At 46.9% G+C, this 20,888-nt stretch carries 17 protein-coding genes; 14 read left to right on the forward strand and 3 right to left on the reverse strand.

Annotated features, from left to right (window positions below):
- Positions 1–91: 91 nt before the first annotated feature.
- On the reverse strand, positions 92–2,005 hold the full coding sequence (acs, locus tag C8N47_RS02925) for an acetate--CoA ligase (RefSeq protein WP_107821016.1): 1,914 nt from the start codon (positions 2,003–2,005) through the stop codon (positions 92–94).
- A gap of 266 nt (positions 2,006–2,271) precedes the next feature.
- On the opposite strand from acs, the gene C8N47_RS02930 reads away from it, so the two are divergent.
- The 4 genes from C8N47_RS02930 to C8N47_RS02945 all read left to right on the forward strand — a co-directional run bounded on the left by C8N47_RS02930 (position 2,272) and on the right by C8N47_RS02945 (position 4,979).
- Positions 2,272–3,333, forward strand: a complete 1,062-nt coding sequence (locus C8N47_RS02930; RefSeq protein WP_107821107.1) for an SDR family oxidoreductase — start codon at positions 2,272–2,274, stop codon at positions 3,331–3,333.
- Entirely contained in the window at positions 3,330–3,980 is a 651-nt protein-coding gene (locus tag C8N47_RS02935; protein WP_107821017.1) for an NAD(P)H-binding protein, read from the forward strand. Before C8N47_RS02930 ends, C8N47_RS02935 begins: the two co-directional genes overlap by 4 nt.
- 143 nt (positions 3,981–4,123) lie before the next feature.
- Positions 4,124–4,573, forward strand: coding sequence for a hypothetical protein (locus C8N47_RS02940; RefSeq protein ID WP_107821018.1), 450 nt, complete (start codon positions 4,124–4,126; stop codon positions 4,571–4,573).
- A gap of 130 nt (positions 4,574–4,703) precedes the next feature.
- On the forward strand, positions 4,704–4,979 hold the full coding sequence (locus C8N47_RS02945; protein ID WP_107821019.1) for a hypothetical protein: 276 nt from the start codon (positions 4,704–4,706) through the stop codon (positions 4,977–4,979).
- A gap of 65 nt (positions 4,980–5,044) precedes the next feature.
- Here C8N47_RS02945 and C8N47_RS02950 read toward each other — a convergent pair whose 3' ends face one another.
- Together C8N47_RS02950 and C8N47_RS02955 are read right to left on the reverse strand one after the other, a co-directional pair.
- Positions 5,045–5,458, reverse strand: coding sequence for a DoxX family protein (locus C8N47_RS02950; RefSeq protein ID WP_107821020.1), 414 nt, complete (start codon positions 5,456–5,458; stop codon positions 5,045–5,047).
- A gap of 105 nt (positions 5,459–5,563) precedes the next feature.
- Entirely contained in the window at positions 5,564–6,067 is a 504-nt protein-coding gene (locus C8N47_RS02955) for a nucleoside deaminase (protein WP_245915660.1), read from the reverse strand.
- Positions 6,068–6,584: 517 nt separating this feature from the next.
- Between C8N47_RS02955 and ilvD the strand changes: the two genes are divergently transcribed.
- The 10 genes from ilvD (at position 6,585) to leuB (ending at position 20,768) form a co-directional block, all read left to right on the forward strand.
- Positions 6,585–8,414, forward strand: coding sequence for a dihydroxy-acid dehydratase (ilvD, locus tag C8N47_RS02960; protein WP_107821021.1), 1,830 nt, complete (start codon positions 6,585–6,587; stop codon positions 8,412–8,414).
- Between the two features lie 25 nt (positions 8,415–8,439).
- The gene (gene ilvB, locus C8N47_RS02965) at positions 8,440–10,137 is read left to right on the forward strand and encodes a biosynthetic-type acetolactate synthase large subunit (RefSeq protein ID WP_107821022.1); all 1,698 of its coding nucleotides are present in this window, start codon (positions 8,440–8,442) and stop codon (positions 10,135–10,137) included.
- 18 nt (positions 10,138–10,155) lie between these two features.
- Complete coding sequence (gene ilvN, locus C8N47_RS02970; protein ID WP_107821023.1) at positions 10,156–10,698, forward strand: acetolactate synthase small subunit; 543 nt, start codon at positions 10,156–10,158, stop codon at positions 10,696–10,698.
- A gap of 72 nt (positions 10,699–10,770) precedes the next feature.
- The gene (locus C8N47_RS02975) at positions 10,771–11,661 is read left to right on the forward strand and encodes an AraC family transcriptional regulator (protein WP_107821024.1); all 891 of its coding nucleotides are present in this window, start codon (positions 10,771–10,773) and stop codon (positions 11,659–11,661) included.
- Between the two features lie 422 nt (positions 11,662–12,083).
- Positions 12,084–13,559, forward strand: a complete 1,476-nt coding sequence (gene ilvC, locus C8N47_RS02980) for a ketol-acid reductoisomerase (RefSeq protein ID WP_107821025.1) — start codon at positions 12,084–12,086, stop codon at positions 13,557–13,559.
- Between the two features lie 727 nt (positions 13,560–14,286).
- A complete protein-coding gene (locus C8N47_RS02985; RefSeq protein WP_107821026.1) occupies positions 14,287–15,786 on the forward strand; it encodes a 2-isopropylmalate synthase in 1,500 nt (499 codons plus the stop codon).
- Between the two features lie 97 nt (positions 15,787–15,883).
- Positions 15,884–17,284 carry a 3-isopropylmalate dehydratase large subunit gene (gene leuC, locus C8N47_RS02990; RefSeq protein ID WP_107821027.1) on the forward strand — a complete coding sequence of 467 codons (1,401 nt, stop codon included), beginning with the start codon at positions 15,884–15,886 and terminating at the stop codon, positions 17,282–17,284.
- 118 nt (positions 17,285–17,402) lie between these two features.
- Positions 17,403–17,987: a 3-isopropylmalate dehydratase small subunit gene (gene leuD, locus C8N47_RS02995; protein ID WP_107821028.1), complete on the forward strand. Its 585-nt coding sequence runs from the start codon at positions 17,403–17,405 to the stop codon at positions 17,985–17,987.
- A gap of 127 nt (positions 17,988–18,114) precedes the next feature.
- Positions 18,115–19,671, forward strand: coding sequence for an alpha-isopropylmalate synthase regulatory domain-containing protein (locus tag C8N47_RS03000; protein WP_211316019.1), 1,557 nt, complete (start codon positions 18,115–18,117; stop codon positions 19,669–19,671).
- Positions 19,672–19,703: 32 nt separating this feature from the next.
- Positions 19,704–20,768, forward strand: a complete 1,065-nt coding sequence (gene leuB, locus C8N47_RS03005) for a 3-isopropylmalate dehydrogenase (RefSeq protein WP_107821029.1) — start codon at positions 19,704–19,706, stop codon at positions 20,766–20,768.
- Positions 20,769–20,888: the final 120 nt, after the last annotated feature.

A 20,888-nucleotide genomic window follows, 5' to 3' on the forward strand; every position in this document is an offset into this window, starting at 1 on the left:
ATGCAAGCTTTCCGGCTTGAATTTTAACACAAAGATTACACCGTCGGAAAGCAGTCCCCAAAGCGATATTTACATCCATTTTCGTCCTATTTCAGCGTTTCACATCCACCAATGCAGACCCGATTATTGCATCAACAATTTCTTCATCCAACAAAGTTGTTGTATCTCCCAGATTGCTCGCATCGCCCTCGGCGATCTTGCGCAAAATCCGCCGCATAATCTTTCCGCTTCGGGTTTTGGGCAAGCCGGGGACAAGCTGAACCAAGTCGGGCCGCGCAATGGGACCAATTATTTTACTCACTCCTTGCTTAATTGAAAGCCGAATTCCTTCTTCTCCTCCGGTTGACAGCTCCGGACATACCACAAAAGCATAAATCCCCTGCCCCTTGATGGGATGCGGATATCCAACAACGGCAGACTCATTAACCAGCGGGTGTTCATTAATCGCATTCTCAATTTCTGCAGTCCCCAGACGGTGTCCGGATACATTAATTACATCATCCACACGGCCAAGAATCCGGTAATAGCCATCCTCGTCGCGACGCACCCCGTCGCCGGTGAAATACAAATTCTTAAAGCTTGAAAAATAGGTTTCCCGGAATCGCTCATGGTCACCCCATAAGGTGCGGGCCATGCCGGGCCAGGGGTACTCAATACACAAATTACCTTCAACCGAGTTCCCCCTAAGCTTTTCGCCCGCATTATCAACAATCACCGGCACAACCCCGGGCAGTGGCAAAGTGGCAAAGGATGGTTTGGTGGGGGTTACTCCCGCCAACGGCGAAATCAACACACCTCCGGTTTCGGTCTGCCACCAGGTATCCACAATCGGACATCGGTTTTTCCCAACATGGTCGTGATACCAGTGCCAGGCATCCTCGTTGATCGGCTCTCCAACCGTTCCCAATACCTTCAGCGAGGCCAGGCTCTTCCCCTCCAGATGTTGGTTTCCCAGCGACAACAACGAGCGAATGGCTGTTGGTGCAGTATAAAACTGGTTGACCTGGTATTTATCAACAATATCCCAAAAGCGGCCGGGATCGGGCCAGGTTGGAATTCCTTCAAACATCAAACTTTGGGCTCCGTTCAGCAGTGGCCCGTAAACGATGTAGGAGTGACCGGTAATCCAGCCAATATCGGCTGTGCAGAAATACACATCGCCCCGGCTGTACTGAAAGACATTCCGGAAAGTGTAGGCCGTGTAAACCATATACCCTCCGGTGGTATGAACAATGCCCTTGGGCTTACCCGTTGAGCCGGAAGTGTATAATATAAATAGCGGATCTTCTGCATCCATATCTTCAGCGGCACAGTAATCAGCCTGCCCTTCAATCAGGTCGTGCCACCAGATATCTCTTCCGCCGACCATTTGCACGGCTGTATTTGTTCTCTTTAAGACAACCACGCTGCGAACTCCCGGACAGCTTTCGAGAGCCTCATCGGTAATGTCCTTTAATGGTGTTATTTTCGATCCGCGGAAACCGCCGTCAGCGGTCAGCACAAGCTTGGCATCGGCATCATTAATCCGTTCGCTCAACGCCTGGGCCGAGAAACCGGCAAAAATTACTGAATGAATAGCTCCAATACGGGCACAAGCCAGTAGCGCAATGGCCAATTCGGGGACCATCGGCATATACAAAGCAACCCGATCTCCTTTCGTCACCCCCAAACTACGCAAACTGTTGGCAAATTTATTCACCTCCGCATACAACTCGCGATAGCTTAAGCGAATGGAAGCCTCCGTCGGATCGTTGGGTTCCCAGATAATGGCGGTGCTATCTCCGATTGTATATAAATTCCGCTCGAAAATATTCTCAGTAATGTTTAACCGGGCATTGACAAACCAATTGATCCGGGGCTCTTCAAAATTCCAGTCAACCACTTTATCCCATCGTTTACGCCAATAAAGACAATCGGCCTGCTGCTCCCAAAAAGACTCCGGATTAGCTATGCTTTTCTGATACTCGTGAAAATACCCGCCCAATGTGTGAATTTTATTCATCATTTTATTTCGCTTTTAGTGGTTTACCTCACTGCTTTATCCTTCTAATTTAGTCTGAATAAAAATAAGAACAAAAAGGTTATACAACACCAAAACACTAACAATGAAAGCATTCAGCAACCAGCCTCGGCTGCGACACCAGATATGCTGCCGTATGCATTACGAGATCCGCAAGAAAATTTGACTTGATTTTGATCGAAAAATAATTCAACTTCGTGGAAATTCTCCATTCCCGCGAGCAAGAGCAATTGACAACGTTTGAAAACAATATGAAAACGATCGATCCCCAAAAACCTGTATTAGTGACCGGTGGTAGTGGCTATATGGCTTCCTGGATTATAAAATACCTTCTCGACCAAGGCTTCACAGTGCATGCAACCGTACGTAGTATTCACAATCGGGCAAAGATTCAGCATTTGCTCGATATGGAGCACAGAAGTGCCGGAACGCTCAAGTTGTTTGAAGCTGATTTATTAAGAGAAAACGCTTTCGACAAAGCCATGCGAGGATGCGAATTAGTCATCCACACAGCTTCACCTTTTCGGCTGACCGGCGTGAAAGATGCCGATGAAGAGCTCATTCGGCCGGCCTTGCAAGGTGTTCAAAATGTATTTTCATCTGCTTACGGGAGTACAACCGTTAAGCGCATCGTACTCACGTCGAGCATCGTAGCGCTGATTGGCGACACCATTGAAATTGCAGATCTACCCAACAAAAAAGTGGACGAAAACTGCTGGAACACCACCAGCACAATCAGCCATCAGCCTTACCCGTTTTCGAAAACCATTGCCGAACGGGAGGCCTGGACTCTGAGCAAGCAGATGGACCATTTTGACTTGGTGGTGATTAACCCCGGATTAATTTTTGGTCCTTCGCTTAGCAAACGGATTGACTCGACCAGCATCAGCCTGATGATCCAAATTCTGTCCGGAAAATTCAGAACCGGTGTTCCCAAGGGAGCACAAGCCGTGGTTGACGTACGAGATGTAGCCAAAGCCCATATTCGTGCGGGCTTCACGCCGCAGGCCAGTGGCCGGCATCTTGTGGCTGCCGATCTGGCCGATTTCCTCGACATCGCCCGAATCATCCGGAAGAACTATCCAAACTACCCGTTGCCCCAAAAGCATGTTCCCAAATGGCTCTTCAAGCTCATTGCTCCGCTGCTGGGTTACAGCCGGCAGTTCGTTGAACGCAATATTGGCTACGATTTCAAGTTCAACAACACTTATGCGGTCAGCGATTTAAACATCCGCTTCACCCCATTCGAAAAGACCGTTCTGGATCAGGTTGATCAACTGGCCAATGACCAACTAATTGCCGATAAACGATGAAAGCACTAATTATTGGAGCCACCGGCCTGGTAGGCTCGGAGCTCACCCGCCTGCTGTTAGCCGACAACTTTTTCTCGGAAGTCATCGTTTTTGGCCGCCGAAGTTGCGGAATAAACCATCCGAAATTGAAAGAATACCTCATCAATTTCGATGAGCCCGAACAATGGCGGGAACATGTCCGGGGCTTTGTTCTTTTTTCGGCGCTGGGCACCACGCTGAAGCAAGCAGGAAGTAAAGCAAACCAATATCGGATTGACTACCAATATCAATATGAATTTGCAGCGATTGCGGCACAGCACAATGTAAGGCATTACGTCTTGGTTTCGTCGAGTGGTGCAAATGCCAACTCCCGCTTCTTCTACCCAAAAATAAAAGGCCAACTGGAGGAAGCGGTCCTTCAACTCGACCTGCCCAATATCACCATATTCAGACCTTCGCTATTGCTGGGCAAACGAGCCGAAAAACGCCTTGCTGAGTCGATTGCACAACGAATTATGCCATGCTTAACTCGTTTTATCTTCCGCAAATACCGTCCAATTCCGGCAACAACGGTGGCTCGCGCCATGCTGCTGGAATCGGTCCGCCCGGCCGGACGCAAGATCTACCAAGGAGCCGAAATTTTTGAACTGTTGCAGCCGAAAAACTAAACAGCTGAACACGTAGAAATTACAGACAGCAGCGATCAGCTCAGCCAACTATTGACAATTATTAACAAAAGAAACCGCTATCTTAGCCTCTTCTTTCAACCAAATGCTTGTTACAACGTTTTAGAATCAAAAAAAAGATTGAAATGGATCATCTCTACACCGGGTTCTTACATCTTCACAACACACTGCGCTGGATCATCCTGCTGGCAGCGTTGGTTACCTTGCTTAAATATTTTATCGGCTGGTTTGGTCAACAGAAATGGGATAAATCAGCAAACATCCTTGGTGCCGTATTCACCGGCTTAATGGATTTGCAGTTGCTGACCGGAATTGCACTTTATGCCTTCCTAAGTCCCATTACCAAAGCGGCCTTCCAGGACTTTGGCGTGGCGATGAAAAATGCTGACTTACGGTTCTATGCCGTTGAGCATCTGGTTATGATGCTTGTTGCCATTGTGTTGGTCCATATCGGGCGCATCAAAAGCAAGCGAGCACAGCACAGTAAGACCAAATACAGTGTTGGCCTTCTGTTTTTCGGAATTGCCTACATTATCATTTTAGCAGGAATTCCCTGGCAACGGGTGATTGGCTAAACACCGGCAACAAACGCCCCCCAGCTAACAGACCGAAAGGCAATCTACGCGGATCATCAATCATCCCGAAGTTTGTCAATCCGGGCAACACAAAATAATCACAAGCATTGCTTGCACGAAACAATGAAACATGAAAATACTACTGGTCGCATTGTTGGTTTTTCTGATTAACCTCCCTTTTGGAGCGCTGCGAGGGAGTGAGCGCAAATATTCTTTCAAATGGTTTTTATACATCCATCTGCCTATTCCGCTGGTGGTCTTCTTAAGAATATTCTGTGATATTGGTTTTGCACTTTACACCTATCCGGTACTCATTGCGGCCTTCTTCGGAGGTCAGCTTCTGGGACGAAAGTTTCTCCCGCTGAAAGCCCGAAACAAAAAGAAAACGAAAACCGATTGTGCCTGATCAGATCCCTGAGTGAAAATCGGAATCAACCAGCTTTGGTTTTCGTTCTCCCCTGTTCGAACAGGCTAATTTCCCCGTATAAGGTTCCCCAGCGCAAACCGACCGCTACCAAACACCAAAATACTGGTAAAGAGCAGTAGGTAAAGCACAGCCATTTCTTTAGCCGCAAAAGCATCGTGCCCGTGAATAATAAAGATTGCGACAAGCATGGTGATAATGACCGGAATCGTCGCCAAACGTGTTGTGATCCCGACAATCACCAAAACAGAACACAAAAATTCAGCAAACACCACCAGAATAAACGACGGCAAAGCTCCGATACCAAAAGGATCGGCAAAAGCAGTGTCGCCATGTAGCAACTTCAGAAATTTCGGAATCCCGTGGGTTAACATTCCCCCGCCGGCTCCAATTCGTAACAGTAACAGCCACAGATTTTCAACAAAGTCATTCGACTTCGAACCAAGCATTCTCTTTCCCATGGTCTAATTTTTTTTTTTCGCGTTTTAACGTATTTTTCTCTGTCGTGCGAAAATACAATAAACCAACATAATTTTCACGCCGATCGATTATTTCTCACGACAAATTCAATAACGGGTAAACTCACCATTGTTTTTCCATTTCTCAAACACAAGCAGTGCTTCGTTCCGGCCAAGCTGGTTAAATAAGATACTTCGTTTTTCAACGGGCAGCTCAATCTCGCGGTAAACAAAGTGATCGTCAAAATCGACTGCTGCGGCATCCTCCTTAGTGCAGGCATACACCACCCGGTCGGGACGGGCCCAGTAGATCGCCCCCAAACACATCGGACAGGGCTCACAAGAGGTGTAAATCACACATCCCGACAACTGAAAGCGTCCTAATTTGCGGCAAGCTTCGCGGATAGCCAACACTTCGGCGTGGGCTGTCGGGTCGTTCTGCGAGGTCACGCAATTGTAGCAGCCGGCAATTACCACGCCATCCCTGACCACCACCGCACCAAACGGCCCGCCGGCTTTCCTGCTCATTCCCTCTTCGGCCAAAGCAATTGCCCGTCGCATAAATTTCAAATCCTGTTCGTTGGTTCCCGTCATCGTTTTTGGCTTCAACATATTCTATCAACTTAAAAACACCCTCAAATATTATCTGTTTATCAATCAAAAGATAGCACCACTAGCCAACACGCTCCAAAAATGCCGGCACATTTCCGGTTTCATGTTTTGCAATTGGTTTAAGTAAGGGATTTTCAGCAAACAGCAACTTTTGCTTACAAATTAGTTTTGCGTTTTGAAATTAATTCATACTTTTGTTTCAAATAAAAAATAAAAGATGAAAATCTCGGCTATCATATCTAACGTTGTTGTCCTTCTGGTCGTTGTCATTTCGCAAGCGAAGTGAGGGTGTTGCACGTTGGTATATCAGGTAGCCATTCTCACTCAAAAGGGAATGGCTTTTTTCATTTTTAAAAAGATCTATGAAGCATTATTCGACATATCACTTGGTGGTCCTTCTCCTCGTCATTCTTAGTTCATTCTGAGAGAGGCCGCCTGTTGTTGAATGAAAATATAAACAAGCCTTTCTCAACAAGAGAAGGGCTTTTTTTTAGGATATTAAAAAAGCACGAAAGAGATGCAAAACAAATTAAGATCAGCCACCACGACTGAAGGAAGAAGAATGGCCGGTGCACGCAGCCTTTGGCGTGCTAACGGTGTGAAGGAAGAGCAATTCGGAAAACCGATGATTGCGATCGTCAACTCATTTACCCAGTTTGTTCCGGGTCACGTCCATCTGCACGACATTGGTCAGTATATTAAAGGTGAAATTGAGAAACAAGGATGCTTTGCAGCCGAATTTAACACCATTGCCATTGACGATGGAATCGCCATGGGCCACGATGGAATGCTTTATTCGCTTCCTTCACGCGATGTTATTGCCGACAGTGTGGAGTATATGTGCAATGCCCATAAAGTTGACGCCATGGTTTGCATTTCAAACTGCGACAAAATTACCCCGGGCATGTTAATGGCAGCCATGCGCCTGAATATCCCGGCAATTTTCGTTTCGGGCGGTCCCATGGAAGCCGGCGATGTTGAAGGGAAAAAATTCGACCTGGTTGATGCCATGGTATTAGGTGCCGATCCCAATGTTGACGAAAGCTACCTGGCCAAAGTTGAACGCGATGCCTGCCCAACCTGCGGTAGCTGCTCGGGGATGTTCACGGCCAACTCCATGAACTGTTTAACGGAAGCCTTAGGCTTATCGCTGCCCGGCAACGGCACCATTGTTGCGACCCACGCCAACCGCAAGCGCCTGTTCGAAACAGCAGCTCAAAAAATTGTGGAAATCACCTATGATTATTACGAGAAGGGCAACGACAGCGTACTCCCCCGCAATATTGCAACAAAAGCTGCATTCGAAAACGCCATGAAGTTAGATATTGCGATGGGCGGATCGACCAATACCGTGCTGCACATTTTGGCAGTAGCCCACGAAGCCGGCGTAGATTTCACCATGAAGAATATCAACGACTTATCGAGGACAACTCCCAATTTGTGCAAAGTTGCACCAAACGGCCATTACCACATCGAAGATGTGAACCGTGCCGGGGGCATCCTCGGCATTCTGGCCGAGATGAACCGCGGCGGACACCTGGACACCTCGGTTACCCGTGCCGATGGCCTGACATTGGGTGAAGCTATCGCCCGCTACGATATTATGGCTCCGGCAGCCAACGAGGAAGACATTCAACGTTACAAATCGGCTCCGGGAGGTTACCGCAACCTGGTGATGGGATCGCAGGAAAACTATTACACCGATTTTGATAAAGACCGTGCCAATGGCTGTATTCGCGATTTGGAACACGCCTACAACAAAGATGGTGGTTTAGCTGTTCTGTACGGCAACATTGCCGAAGATGGCTGTATTGTAAAAACGGCGGGTGTTGATCCTTCGGTCTATCAATTTAAAGGAACCGCCCGTGTGTTTGAGTCGCAGGAAGCTGCCGTCAACGGAATCCTGGGCGACGCCGTGCAAGCCGGTGATGTTGTCATCATCCGCTACGAGGGTCCCAAAGGAGGACCGGGCATGCAGGAAATGCTATACCCCACCTCGTATCTGAAGTCGATGAAACTGGATAAACAATGTGCCCTGCTGACCGACGGTCGTTTCTCGGGCGGTACATCGGGCCTGTCAATTGGTCACGCATCACCCGAAGCAGCTGCCGGTGGAGCCATCGCCCTAATTCAGGACGGCGACCCGATTGAGATTGATATTCCGGCGCGCAAAATCAACGTCATGATCAGTTCCGAAGAACTGGATAAAAGAAGAAAACAAGAGGAGGCAAAGGGTAAAGATGCATTCAAACCCGCAGGCCGCCAAAGAAATGTAAGCAAAGCACTGAAGGCCTATGCCAGCCTGGTATCGTCGGCCGACCAAGGTGCTGTTCGCTTAATCGATTAGTAAATCAACAAAACTTGAATTAAATATGGCAACAAAACGAATCACAGGATCACAAGCGATCATTCTTTCTTTATTGGAAGAAGGAGTTGACACCATTTTCGGCTATCCGGGTGGAGCGATCATGCCGGTATACGACGCCCTTTACGATTTCGACAAACAAGTCACACACATTCTGACTCGTCACGAACAAGGAGCTGTCCATGCCGCTGAGGGCTACGCAAAAGTTAGTGGGAAAGCAGGTGTCTGCTTTGCAACCTCTGGTCCTGGAGCGACGAACCTGATTACGGGAATTGCCGATGCTCAGATTGACTCGATTCCGTTGGTGTGCATCACCGGACAGGTTGCATCTCCGCTTCTGGGAACCGATGCTTTCCAGGAGTCAGACGTAATCGGCTTGTCGATGCCGATTACCAAATGGAATTACCAGGTTACTGAAGCCTCTGAAATCCCGGAAGCTATTGCCAAAGCTTTTTACATTGCCCAATCAGGTCGTCCCGGCCCGGTATTGCTCGACATTGCCAAAGATGCGCAAGTACAGGAGCTGGACTTCGAATACAAGAAGTGCACAAAAATACGGTCGTACATTCCCGAACATCCGGTTGACCCGTTCAAAGTGAAGGAAGCCGCGGAATTGATCGACGCCGCGAAAAAACCCCTTTTATTGTTTGGGCAGGGTGTCATTATTGCCAATGCCGAACAAGAACTGAAGGACTTCGTTGAAAAAACCGGCATTCCGGCAGCCTGGACACTGCTGGGCCTCTCGGCCCTGCCCAGCAACCATCCGCTGAATGTAGGTATGCTCGGCATGCACGGCAATTACGGCCCCAACATAAAAACCAACGAGGCCGACTTGATCATTGCTGTGGGTATGCGTTTCGACGACCGCGTAACCGGCAAGGTAAGCTCCTATGCGACCAATGCCAAGATCATCCACCTGGAAGTTGATCCGGCTGAAATCGGCAAGATCGTGAAAGCTGATGTTGGCGTATTGGGAAGTGCCAAAAAATCGCTACCGATGTTGACCATGAATGTAAAGGCCAACAAACACGAGGCCTGGCTGAGAGAGTTCCGCGATTGCGACAAAATTGAGATGGAGAAAGTAATCCGAAAAGATACCTTCCCCTCGAAAGAAGGCTTAACAATGGGCGAAGTTGTCCGTCTTACATCTGAAAAAGCCAACAACGACGCCGTTTTGGTAACCGATGTGGGCCAACAGCAAATGATTGCTGCGCGCTACTTCAAATTCACCCAATCCAAAAGCATCGTCACTTCCGGAGGACTCGGCACCATGGGCTACGGCGTCCCCGCAGCTCTGGGAGCTCAACTGGGAGCAAAACACCGCACCGTTTGCTGCTTTGTGGGTGATGGCGGTTTCCAGATGACCCTTCAGGAATTAGGTACCATTGTGCAAAACAAGCTTCCGGTAAAAATCATCTTACTGAATAACAACTTCCTGGGAATGGTTCGCCAATGGCAGCAACTGTTTTTCGACCGTCGCTACTCGTTCACCGAGTTGCACAATCCCAATTTCATCATGATTGCCAATGGTTTTGGCATGCCTGGCCACAAAGTAACCAAACGCGAAGAGCTGGAAGCCGGCATTGAAAAAATGATTGCTCACGATGGACCTTACATCCTGGAGGTAATTGTTGAAAAAGAAGATAATGTATTCCCCATGGTACCGTCAGGAGCTTCGGTATCCGATATCATTCTTGAAGCTTAATTATTAAACAAATCCATTATGAAACAAGAATTTATCATCACCGTTTATTCGGAAAACAATATCGGTTTACTGAATCGAATAACCATCATTTTCACACGCCGGAAAATTAATATTGAAAGCCTGACGGTATCGGCATCAGCCATTCAGGGAATCTCGAAGTTTACAATCGTTGTAAACGAAACCCCGGAACGCATCAAAAAAGTAGTTGGCCAACTTGAAAAAGTAGTCGATGTATTGAAAGCCTTCTACCACACCAACGACGAAATGGTGTTCCAGGAGCTGGCCTTGTACAAAGTCCCCACCGATGCGCTTTACGACAGCGACCAAATTGAGCAGCTGGTCCGCAAATCGGGAGCCCGCATTTTGGAAATCACCAAAGAGTTCACCGTGATTGAAAAAACCGGACACAAAGAGGAAACTCAAAAAATGTTCGATGATCTTTCCCAGTTCGGCGTTCTTCAGTTTATCCGCTCTGGCCGAATCGCGATTACACGCGACCCGATTGAGCGTTTGTCGGAGTTCCTGAAGGAACGCGACGCGTTATTGCAAGCAATGGACTAAGCCGCGACTTGAGAGAGTGAGGGCTTGACTCCAAGTCAAACCCTCACTTTCTTTTTTACAACAGCAGCCTGTATGAAACCCATCAACGAACATTTACCGGTTTACAGCCTCGACAACTTCAGCTCAGGCGAGCGGAAAAGTCAGCAGTTTCAGGTTGAAGTGTTTGATGCCAAGCGCCACTTCAGCGTAAAATATCCGCACCGGCACGACTTCTTCGAAGTGCTTTACCTGATGCGCGGCTCCGGCTTTCATGTGATTGATGGAAACCGATACGAGATAAAACCGCCCTGCATATTTTTTATGTCGCCGGGGCAGGCACACAAAATTGAGTTCTCGCACGATATTGAGGGCTACATTTTCATTTTTACCGCCGACTTCTACCTGGCCAACCGCAGCAACCAAAACAGCCTGATTGAGTTCCCGTTTTTTTACAACCTGCAACAGAACAACCCGCCACTGCTTTTGACGAATGCCAACGACATTTCATTTCTGGAAAGCCTGTTTCAACGCAGCATCAGCGAGCTCGACAATAACGACAACAACAAATTCGATCTGCTTCGTTCGTTACTGGACCTCATTCTGACAACCTGCAGCAGCCGCTACAAAACAACCGAAAATATCGCCGTAAAAGGCAAAGGACACATCCTGGTAAAACGCTTCTACCACCTCATTGAGGAATATAACCATGAAAACCTCTCGTTAAAAGCCTACGCCGAAATGCTTGCCGTTACCCCCAACCACCTCACGCAAACCGTGAAGAGCCTGACCGGAAAAACTTCGAGCCAAATTATTAAAGCAAAACAAATACTGGAAATTAAGCGGCTGTTGGTTCACACCAACCTGAGTGTCGCTGAAATTGCACACCAGCTCAACTTTGAAGACCAGTCGTATTTCACCAAGTTTTTCAAACGAGAAAGCGGCTGCTCACCGCTACAATACCGGTCCCAAGCTGTTTCAAAATAAAACATTCATGATTTCGAATGAATCTCCAACAAGGATGAAAGCTGGATCTTGTTCACCTATCAAGTTGTCGTAGTTGTCATCAGTTGTCGGGTTGTCAATTAATTTCTATTCAAGACTAACGAATACATTTGCGACTCGGCGTCTTTGCGCGAACGGACTTTTAAAATAAAAATTACCAATCGGTCGACTTCCAACACAAAGCTTAAACATCTGAATTTTAAGAAAGACAAAACAAACAACTTCGACCCACGCCTAATAATCCATGAAAAGTACCAAAAAATCAAGCTTTTTTACTCGCCTTTCTTCTGAATATTCTGTTGCTTTGTATTCGAGAATTAATAAGCCCGATTTCCTAACCCGAAACCGGTGACAACGTAAGTTGAATTTACAGACTTAAATCATACAAATTAAATACACAAAAAATGGCAAACTATTTCAACACGCTCCCATTGCGCTTACAATTGGAACAATTGGGAACTTGCGAATTCATGGACAAAGCTGAATTTGCTGATGGTGTTAAAAAACTGGAAGGTAAAAAAATCGTTATCGTTGGTTGCGGTGCTCAAGGTTTAAACCAAGGGTTAAACATGCGGGACTCGGGTCTGGATATCTCTTACGCATTGCGCGAAGGAGCCATCAAAGAGCAACGCCAGTCCTACAAAAACGCTGCTGAAAACGGGTTCAAAGTGGGTACTTACCAGGAAATGATCCCAACTGCTGACTTGGTCATCAACCTGACTCCCGACAAACAACACACCAGCGTAATCAGCGCTGTTATGCCATTAATGAAACAAGGTGCTGCTCTCTCCTATTCTCACGGTTTCAACATCGTTGAAGAAGGAATGCAAATCCGCAAAGACATCACAGTTGTGATGGTTGCTCCTAAATCTCCGGGTTCTGAAGTTCGCGAAGAATACAAACGTGGCTTCGGTGTTCCGACGTTGATCGCTGTTCACCCTGAAAACGACCCGAATGGCGACGGGTTGGAAATTGCCAAAGCTTACTGTGTTGGTACGGGTGGCGACCGCGCCGGCGTATTGCGTTCATCTTTCGTTGCTGAAGTAAAATCAGACTTGATGGGCGAGCAAACCATCCTTTGTGGTTTGTTGCAAACAGGTTCTATCCTGTCGTTCGACAAAATGATTGAAAAAGGCATCGAACCGGGATACGCTTCAAAGCTGATCCAATACGGATGGGAAGTAATTACAGAAGCTTTGAAACACGGCGGTATCACCAACATGATGGATCGCTTGTCGAACCCCGCAAAAATTAAAGCCTTCGAATTGTCAGAAGATATGAAACGCATCATGCGTCCGTTGTTCCAAAAACACATGGATGACATCATGAGCGGCCACTTCTCGAAAACAATGATGGAAGACTGGGCCAACGACGACAAAAACCTGTTGACCTGGCGTGCAGCAACTGCAGAAACAGCTTTCGAAAAAACGCCGGCAGGTGATGTTGAAATCAGCGAACAAGAATACTTCGACAACGGTGTTTTGATGGTTGCTTTCGTGAAAGCCGGTGTTGAATTGGCTTTCGAAACCATGACTGAAGCTGGGATCAAAGACGAGTCGGCTTACTACGAGTCACTGCACGAAACTCCGCTGATCGCGAACACAATTGCCCGTAAGAAATTGTACGAAATGAACCGTGTAATTTCTGACACGGCAGAGTACGGTTGCTACCTGTTCGACCACGCTTGTAAACCATTGTTGGCCGACTTCATGAAAACCATCGATACTGATGTGATTGGTGAAACTTACGGCGAAGGTTACGACAACGGCGTTGACAACAAACAATTGATTGCTGTAAACGAAATCATCCGTTTCCACCCGGTTGAACTGATTGGTTACGAATTGCGCGAATCAATGACTGCGATGAAAAAAATCGTTTAATCAAAACGAGTCACAATATCAGAAAGCCCGTCATTTTTTTTTGGCGGGCTTTTTTGTTGCGCAATTGCGATCCGAGGAACTCAACTTCGCAACAAACAAAAACCGACGATGCCCGGGAAATGCGCAAAAAACCTGCCTGATTCCGGGGAATCACCAATTGGGATGAAAGTTTACTATTTTTCGACGATGCTGTTGTCCTTGTATTCAAAAGTTGTCTGGGTTGTCGTCCCACATCTAATCAAAACCTTTATTGACATTACACCTTAGCGTCTTTGCGTGGCAGACTTTCAAAAAAAAAACGAGACCACTCATTTCCCTTACACAAAAAATCATCCTTCAGCCTTTTTCCGACAAAAAAGCGAACTTACTCCGAAACGTTTTTTAGATCTTCCGTGTTATACACTAAAAGATAACATTTTTCAAACCGAGCAGTTTTATCGCTTAATAAGTCAAGTGAATCTTTTTCTTTAAAATCGTAAAATTAACAAGCCAAATATTTTCAGTTTAAAATTTAATTGTCATATTTGCAGGAAATCATTTGAAGATGACAAGAATTAGCACCATTTCTATTCTCAATATTCTACTCGGTATTCTACTCTGGATGCGCGATTGAGAATGGTATAGGTGTATTAATAATATTTTAAATGACATAAAGCCATTCTCAGCAGAGAGTGGCTTTTTTGATGTGTAAAAATTAGTAACAGATTATAAAACAATTCATTTCATCATGAGCGACAGATTGTACATTTTTGACACCACATTGCGTGACGGCGAACAAGTGCCGGGCTGTCAGTTAAACACAGTTGAAAAGATTGAAGTGGCCAGAGCATTAGAAGAATTAGGCGTCGATGTGATTGAAGCCGGATTCCCCATTTCCAGCCCGGGAGACTTTAAATCAGTAGTCGAAATTTCAAAAGCGGTTACCTGGCCAACAATTTGTGCCCTAACCCGCGCCGTTGAGAAAGATATTGATGTTGCTGCCGACGCGCTCAAATACGCCAAAAAAGGACGTATTCACACCGGTATCGGAACATCATTCTACCATATTCACCACAAACTCAACTCGAATCCTGATGAAATTATTGAACGTGCGGTTCGCGCTGTCAAGTACGCCAAAAAGTATGTCGAAGATGTAGAGTTCTATGCTGAAGATGCCGGAAGAACGGAAAACGAATATTTGGCCCGTGTTGTTGAAGCGGTTATTAAAGCAGGTGCTACCGTGGTAAACATTCCGGACACAACCGGTTACACGATGCCTTACGAGTTTGGCGAAAAAATTAAATACCTGATCGACAATGTAAAAGGGGTACACAATGCGATTATTTCAACGCACTGTCACAACGACTTAGGTATGGCAACAGCCAACACGGTTTCAGGAATCATCAACGGTGCTCGTCAGGCCGAAGTAACCATCAACGGTATCGGTGAGCGTGCCGGAAACACCTCGTTGGAAGAAGTGGTGATGACACTGAAAAGCCGTTACAAAGTGTTGGGAATTGACACCAACATCAACACCAAAAACATCTATAAAACAAGCCGCTTGGTTTCGAACCTGATGAATATGCCGGTTCAGCCCAATAAGGCAATTGTTGGCCGTAACGCATTTGCACACTCGTCGGGAATCCACCAGGACGGCGTGTTGAAAAATCGGGAGAATTACGAAATTATCGATCCGGTAGAAGTTGGCATCAACGAGTCGTCGATCGTATTGACTGCTCGCAGCGGACGTGCCGCCTTAAAACACCGACTGGAAGTTTTAGGTTACGAACTGACCAAAGAAAAGCTGGACGATGTTTACCAAAAATTTCTGGAATTGGCCGACAAGAAAAAAGACATTCGCGACGACGATGTTGCCATGTTGGTTGACGACCACCGCAAAAAAGAACGTCAAATTAAATTGGACTTCTTACAAGTGGTTACCGGAAAATCGCTGCAACCAATGGCGTCAGTACGATTGGATATCGCCGGTGAGAAATTCGATGCTACAGCATCGGGCAACGGACCTGTTGATGCAGCCATCAATGCAGTCAAACAAATCGTGAAACGTCACGTAATCCTCGAAGAATTCCTGATTCAGGCCATCACCCGAGGTAGCGACGATATTGGCAAAGTGCACATGGAACTGGATTTTGAAGGCGTGAAATATTTTGGCTTCGGAGCGAACACCGACATTATCACGGCCTCGGTCGAAGCTTTCCTGGATGCCATCAACAAAATGAAAGCATAACAGATAGTCCGTTTTCAACAAGAGAAACGTCTAAAAATAAATACATTCGAGATGCTGCCTGTAGCTATACAGGTAGCCTGCATGAAAAAAAATTTTTATGGAAGCTAAAACATTATTTGATAAGATTTGGGACGCCCACGTGGTAAAGCAAGTTGAAGGCGGCCCCAATGTATTGTATATCGATCGTCACTTCATCCACGAAGTAACCAGCCCGGTTGCCTTCCTGGGCTTGAAAAGCCGCGGTCTGAAGGTTTTCCGTCCGGATCAGACAACCGCCACACCGGACCACAACGTACCAACAATCAACCAAAACATGAGCATCAAAGATGAGTTGTCTCGCAACCAGGTTGAGATGTTGAAAAAAAACTGCGAAGAAAACGGCATCGTTCACCATGGCTTGGGAACTGATGGTCACGGCGTGGTTCACATTATCGGGCCGGAAATGGGTTTAACTCAACCGGGTATGACTATCGTTTGTGGCGACAGCCACACCTCGACGCACGGTGCATTCGGTGCTATCGCGTTCGGTATTGGTACCTCCGAAGTAGAAATGGTATTGGCCAGCCAATGCATTATGCAGCCCAAACCCAAGAAAATGCGCATTACTGTAAATGGTGAATTGGGTAAAGGTGTTACCGCAAAAGATATCGCTCTTTACATCATCTCAAAAATCTCAACCTCAGGTGGTACCGGCCACTTCATCGAATACGCCGGTTCTGCCATCACGGGCTTATCTATGGAAGGCCGGATGACCTTGTGTAACCTGAGTATTGAAAGTGGTGCCCGTGGCGGAATGATCGCTCCGGACGAAACCACCATCAACTACGTTAAAGGTCGCCAATTCGCCCCTAAAGGTGAAGCCTGGGATAAAACAGTAGCCTACTGGGAAACATTGAAGTCGGATGAAGGTGCAAAATTCGATACAGAATACAGTTTTGATGCTGCCGACATTGAGCCGATGATTACCTACGGAACCAATCCGGGAATGGGACTGGGTGTTAGCCAAACAATCCCAACTGGTGAAGAACTGACGGGTACCGACAAAGCAACTTTCATGAAATCACTGAAATATATGAATTTCAATCCAGGGGATGCCATGAAAGGTAAGAAAGTGGACTATGTATTCCTGGGTAGCTGTACAAACGGCCGTATTGAAGACTTCCGTGCATTCGCCGATTTCGTTAAAGGCAAACAAAAAGCCGACGACGTAATTGTTTGGTTGGTGCCGGGCTCTAAAGCTGTAGAAAAACAAATTATTGCTGAAGGTTTGGATAAAATCTTCGAAGCTGCCGGCATGTCACTTCGCCAACCGGGATGTTCGGCCTGTTTGGCCATGAACGACGATAAAATTCCGGAAGGCAAATACGCAGTATCAACTTCGAACCGTAACTTCGAAGGTCGTCAAGGTCCTGGTGCCCGCACCTTACTGGCCAGCCCGCTTACTGCTGCAGCTGCTGCTGTAACAGGTGTGATCACAGACCCAAGAGAGTTTTTGTAGACAGCCCCCTAACCCCCGGAGGGGGAATTGGGAAAGTCATAATGATGAACGATAAAAAAAAATCGCGCTCTTTTCTCCTCCCCTCAGGGGAGGCCGGAAGGGGCTCAATCTAAAAAAAATGGCATACGATAAATTTTCAAACATAGTATCTCCGGCTGTTCCACTGCCGATTGAAAATGTGGATACCGACCAAATTATCCCTGCACGCTTTCTGAAAGCGGTAGAACGCAAAGGATTTGGCGACAACTTGTTTCGTGACTGGCGTTACGACAAGAGCAACCAACCGATTGCTGATTTCGCCCTGAACAATCCAACTTACAGTGGCAAAATATTGGTTGGCGGTAAAAACTTTGGTAGCGGATCGAGCCGCGAACATGCAGCCTGGGCGATTTACGATTACGGTTTCCGGGTGGTGGTTTCGAGCTTCTTCGCCGACATCTTTAAAGGAAACTCGTTGAACAACGGATTGCTTCCTGTTCAGGTTAGTCCTGTGTTCCTGGAGAAGATCTTCGCTGCCATAGACGCTGATCCAAAGGCTGAATTTGAAGTTGACCTGCCCAGCCAAACCTTCACCATCAAGGCCACAGGCGAATCAGAAGAATTCGACATCAACCCCTACAAAAAGCATTGCCTGCAAAACGGGCTCGACGATATCGACTATCTGGTTAGCTTGAAAGACCAGATCGCTGCATTTGAGCATTAATACAACAAGAGCAGAGAAATGCCTGTAACCCTTGCAGCGATCTCTGCTCTTATTTTTACAGAGCCGGCAGACAAACCGGCTGGTTGAAGAAATTATTCACTGAAGGCATAAAGGAGAAAAACAAAACATGACGGTAAAATCAGGCGAATTAGCCCAACGAACCTTGCAAATCATGGACACCACGCTGCGCGACGGTGAACAAACCTCCGGCGTATCGTTTACAGATACCGAAAAGCTTAGTGTGGCAAAAGTGTTGCTCGAAGATGTAAAAGTTGATCGAATAGAAATTGCTTCGGCCCGGGTTTCGGAAGGCGAGTTTAAAGCTGCTCAGCGAATCATGGCCTGGGCCGCAGAAAAGGGACATCTGAACCGGGTTGAGATACTCGGCTTCGTGGATAGAAAGACTTCACTGGACTGGATCAACCGTGCCGGCGGAAAAGTGTTGAACCTGCTGTGCAAAGGATCACTCAACCATGTGACCCACCAACTGCGCAAAACTCCAGAAGAACATATTGCCGACATTCAAAAGTCAGTTGATTACGCCAGCCAATTGGGCATCTCTGTCAATGTTTATCTGGAGGACTGGTCGAACGGTATGCGCAACTCCCGGGATTACGTTCATTTCATGATCTCAAACCTACAGAAAATGAATGTTCAGCGCATTATGCTTCCCGACACGCTGGGGATTCTGGATCCGGACGAAACCTTTGATTATTGCAAAGAAATGATCGATACTTATCCGGATGTGCTGTTCGATTTTCATGCGCATAACGACTACGACCTGGCCATTGCCAATGTCTTCCATGCCCTAAAAGCCGGTATCGACTGCGTGCACACAACCGTAAATGGCCTGGGTGAACGTGCCGGGAATGCCCCCTTATCGAGCGTTATTGCCACGGTTAAAGACCATACGCAGATCAAAACAAAGGTGAACGAAAGTATGCTTAACCGGATTTCCAAAGTCGTGGAAAGTTTCTCCGGCATCCGCATTCCGACCAACAAACCGCTGATTGGCGAGTTTGTATTCACCCAATGCAGCGGGGTACATGCCGACGGCGACAACAAAAACAAACTTTATTTCAACGATCTTTTACCCGAGCGCTTCGGTCGCACCCGAACTTATGCACTCGGAAAAACATCGGGGAAAGCCAATATTAAAGCCAACCTTGAAGACTTGGGCATCGAATTGACGCCTGAGGCTCTTAAATTGGTAACCGACCGGGTGATTGAATTAGCCGATCACAAAGAAACGGTAACAGCCGAAGATCTACCCTACATTGTGGCCGATGTACTGCAGGAAAGCGTTGAACAGCGCATCTCCATCAACAACTATGCCCTGACACATGCCATGGGCCTTCGTCCTTCGGCAACAGTGAGCATCAACATAAACGGCAAATCCTACGAAGCCAGCTCTTCGGGCGATGGTTTGTACGATGCCTTTATGAAAGCTGTCAAAAGTATTTACGCTAAGATGAATAAACCATTTCCGACGCTGATCGACTATTCGGTAACCATCCCTCCGGGCGGCCATACCGATGCACTGGTTGAAACGGTCATTATCTGGAAAATGGATCGGGAATTCAAAACCCGTGGCTTGGCGCCCGACCAAACAGCAGCTGCCATTAAAGCAACAACCCGGATGCTTAACCTGATTGAGCATACCTATAACGAGAAAGTTGACTAATACATTTTAAATATATTTGAAACGATTATAAGATGAAATTAAAATTAGCTGTTCTCCCCGGAGACGGAATCGGTCCTGAGATTGTTGATCAGGCGATGAAATCAGTGAAAGCAATCGCTGAAAAATTTAACCATGAGTTAGAATATGAGTTTGCACTGACAGGTGCAACGGCCATCGACCAGGTAGGTGACCCCTACCCCGAAACGACCCACGATATTTGCATGAAAGCCGACGCCGTGCTTTTCGGTGCCATCGGCGATCCCAAGTTCGACAACAACCCCAAAGCAACGGTTCGCCCGGAGCAAGGATTGTTAGCGATGCGCAAAAAACTAGGTTTATATGCCAACATTCGCCCGGTAGAAACATTTGAGTCCTTGTTGCACAAATCACCACTTCGTCGCGAATTGGTTGAAGGGGCCAACTTTGTGGCTATCCGCGAGCTGACCGGTGGTATTTATTTCGGCGACAAAGGACGTAGCGACAACGGAAACACCGCTTATGACCACTGCGTTTACACGCGCGAAGAGGTAGAGCGGATCCTGAAGCTGGCTTACGAATTTGCCGGAAAACGTAACAAAAAACTAACGGTTGTTGACAAAGCAAACGTTTTGGAAAGCTCTCGCCTGTGGCGCGAAGTAGCTCAGGAAATGGCTCCAAACTACCCGGACATCAAAACCGAGTATATGTTTGTTGATAATGCTGCCATGCAAATCATTCAGTGGCCGAAAAACTTCGACGTGATGGTAACTGAAAACATGTTCGGCGACATCCTGACTGACGAAGCGAGTGTGATCACCGGTTCGTTAGGCTTGCTGCCTTCTGCATCAATGGGAATCCACACTTCGGTGTTCGAGCCAATCCACGGTTCGTACCCGCAAGCTGCCGGTAAAAACATTGCGAACCCAATTGCAACGATCCTCTCGGCTGCCATGATGTTCGAATATGCATTCGACCTGATGGAAGAAGGAAAACTGATTCGTGAAGCTGTTGATGCATCAATGGCTGAAGGTGTAGTTACAACCGACATTGCTGAAGGAAAAGCATTCAGCACATCGGAAGTTGGCGACTGGATTGCCGACTACATTGCAAAGAAATAATTCGGTTTCGAAGCAAAATAAAAGGAGGCTTTCCGCAATTCGGAGAGCCTCTGTTTTTTTACGCACAAAGCAAGCCTCCCCACCAATAGCGCAGTCCACCCAAATCCCCGTCCTCTCCAA

Source organism: Mangrovibacterium marinum, assembly GCF_003046625.1.
Taxonomy (GTDB): domain Bacteria; phylum Bacteroidota; class Bacteroidia; order Bacteroidales; family Prolixibacteraceae; genus Mangrovibacterium; species Mangrovibacterium marinum.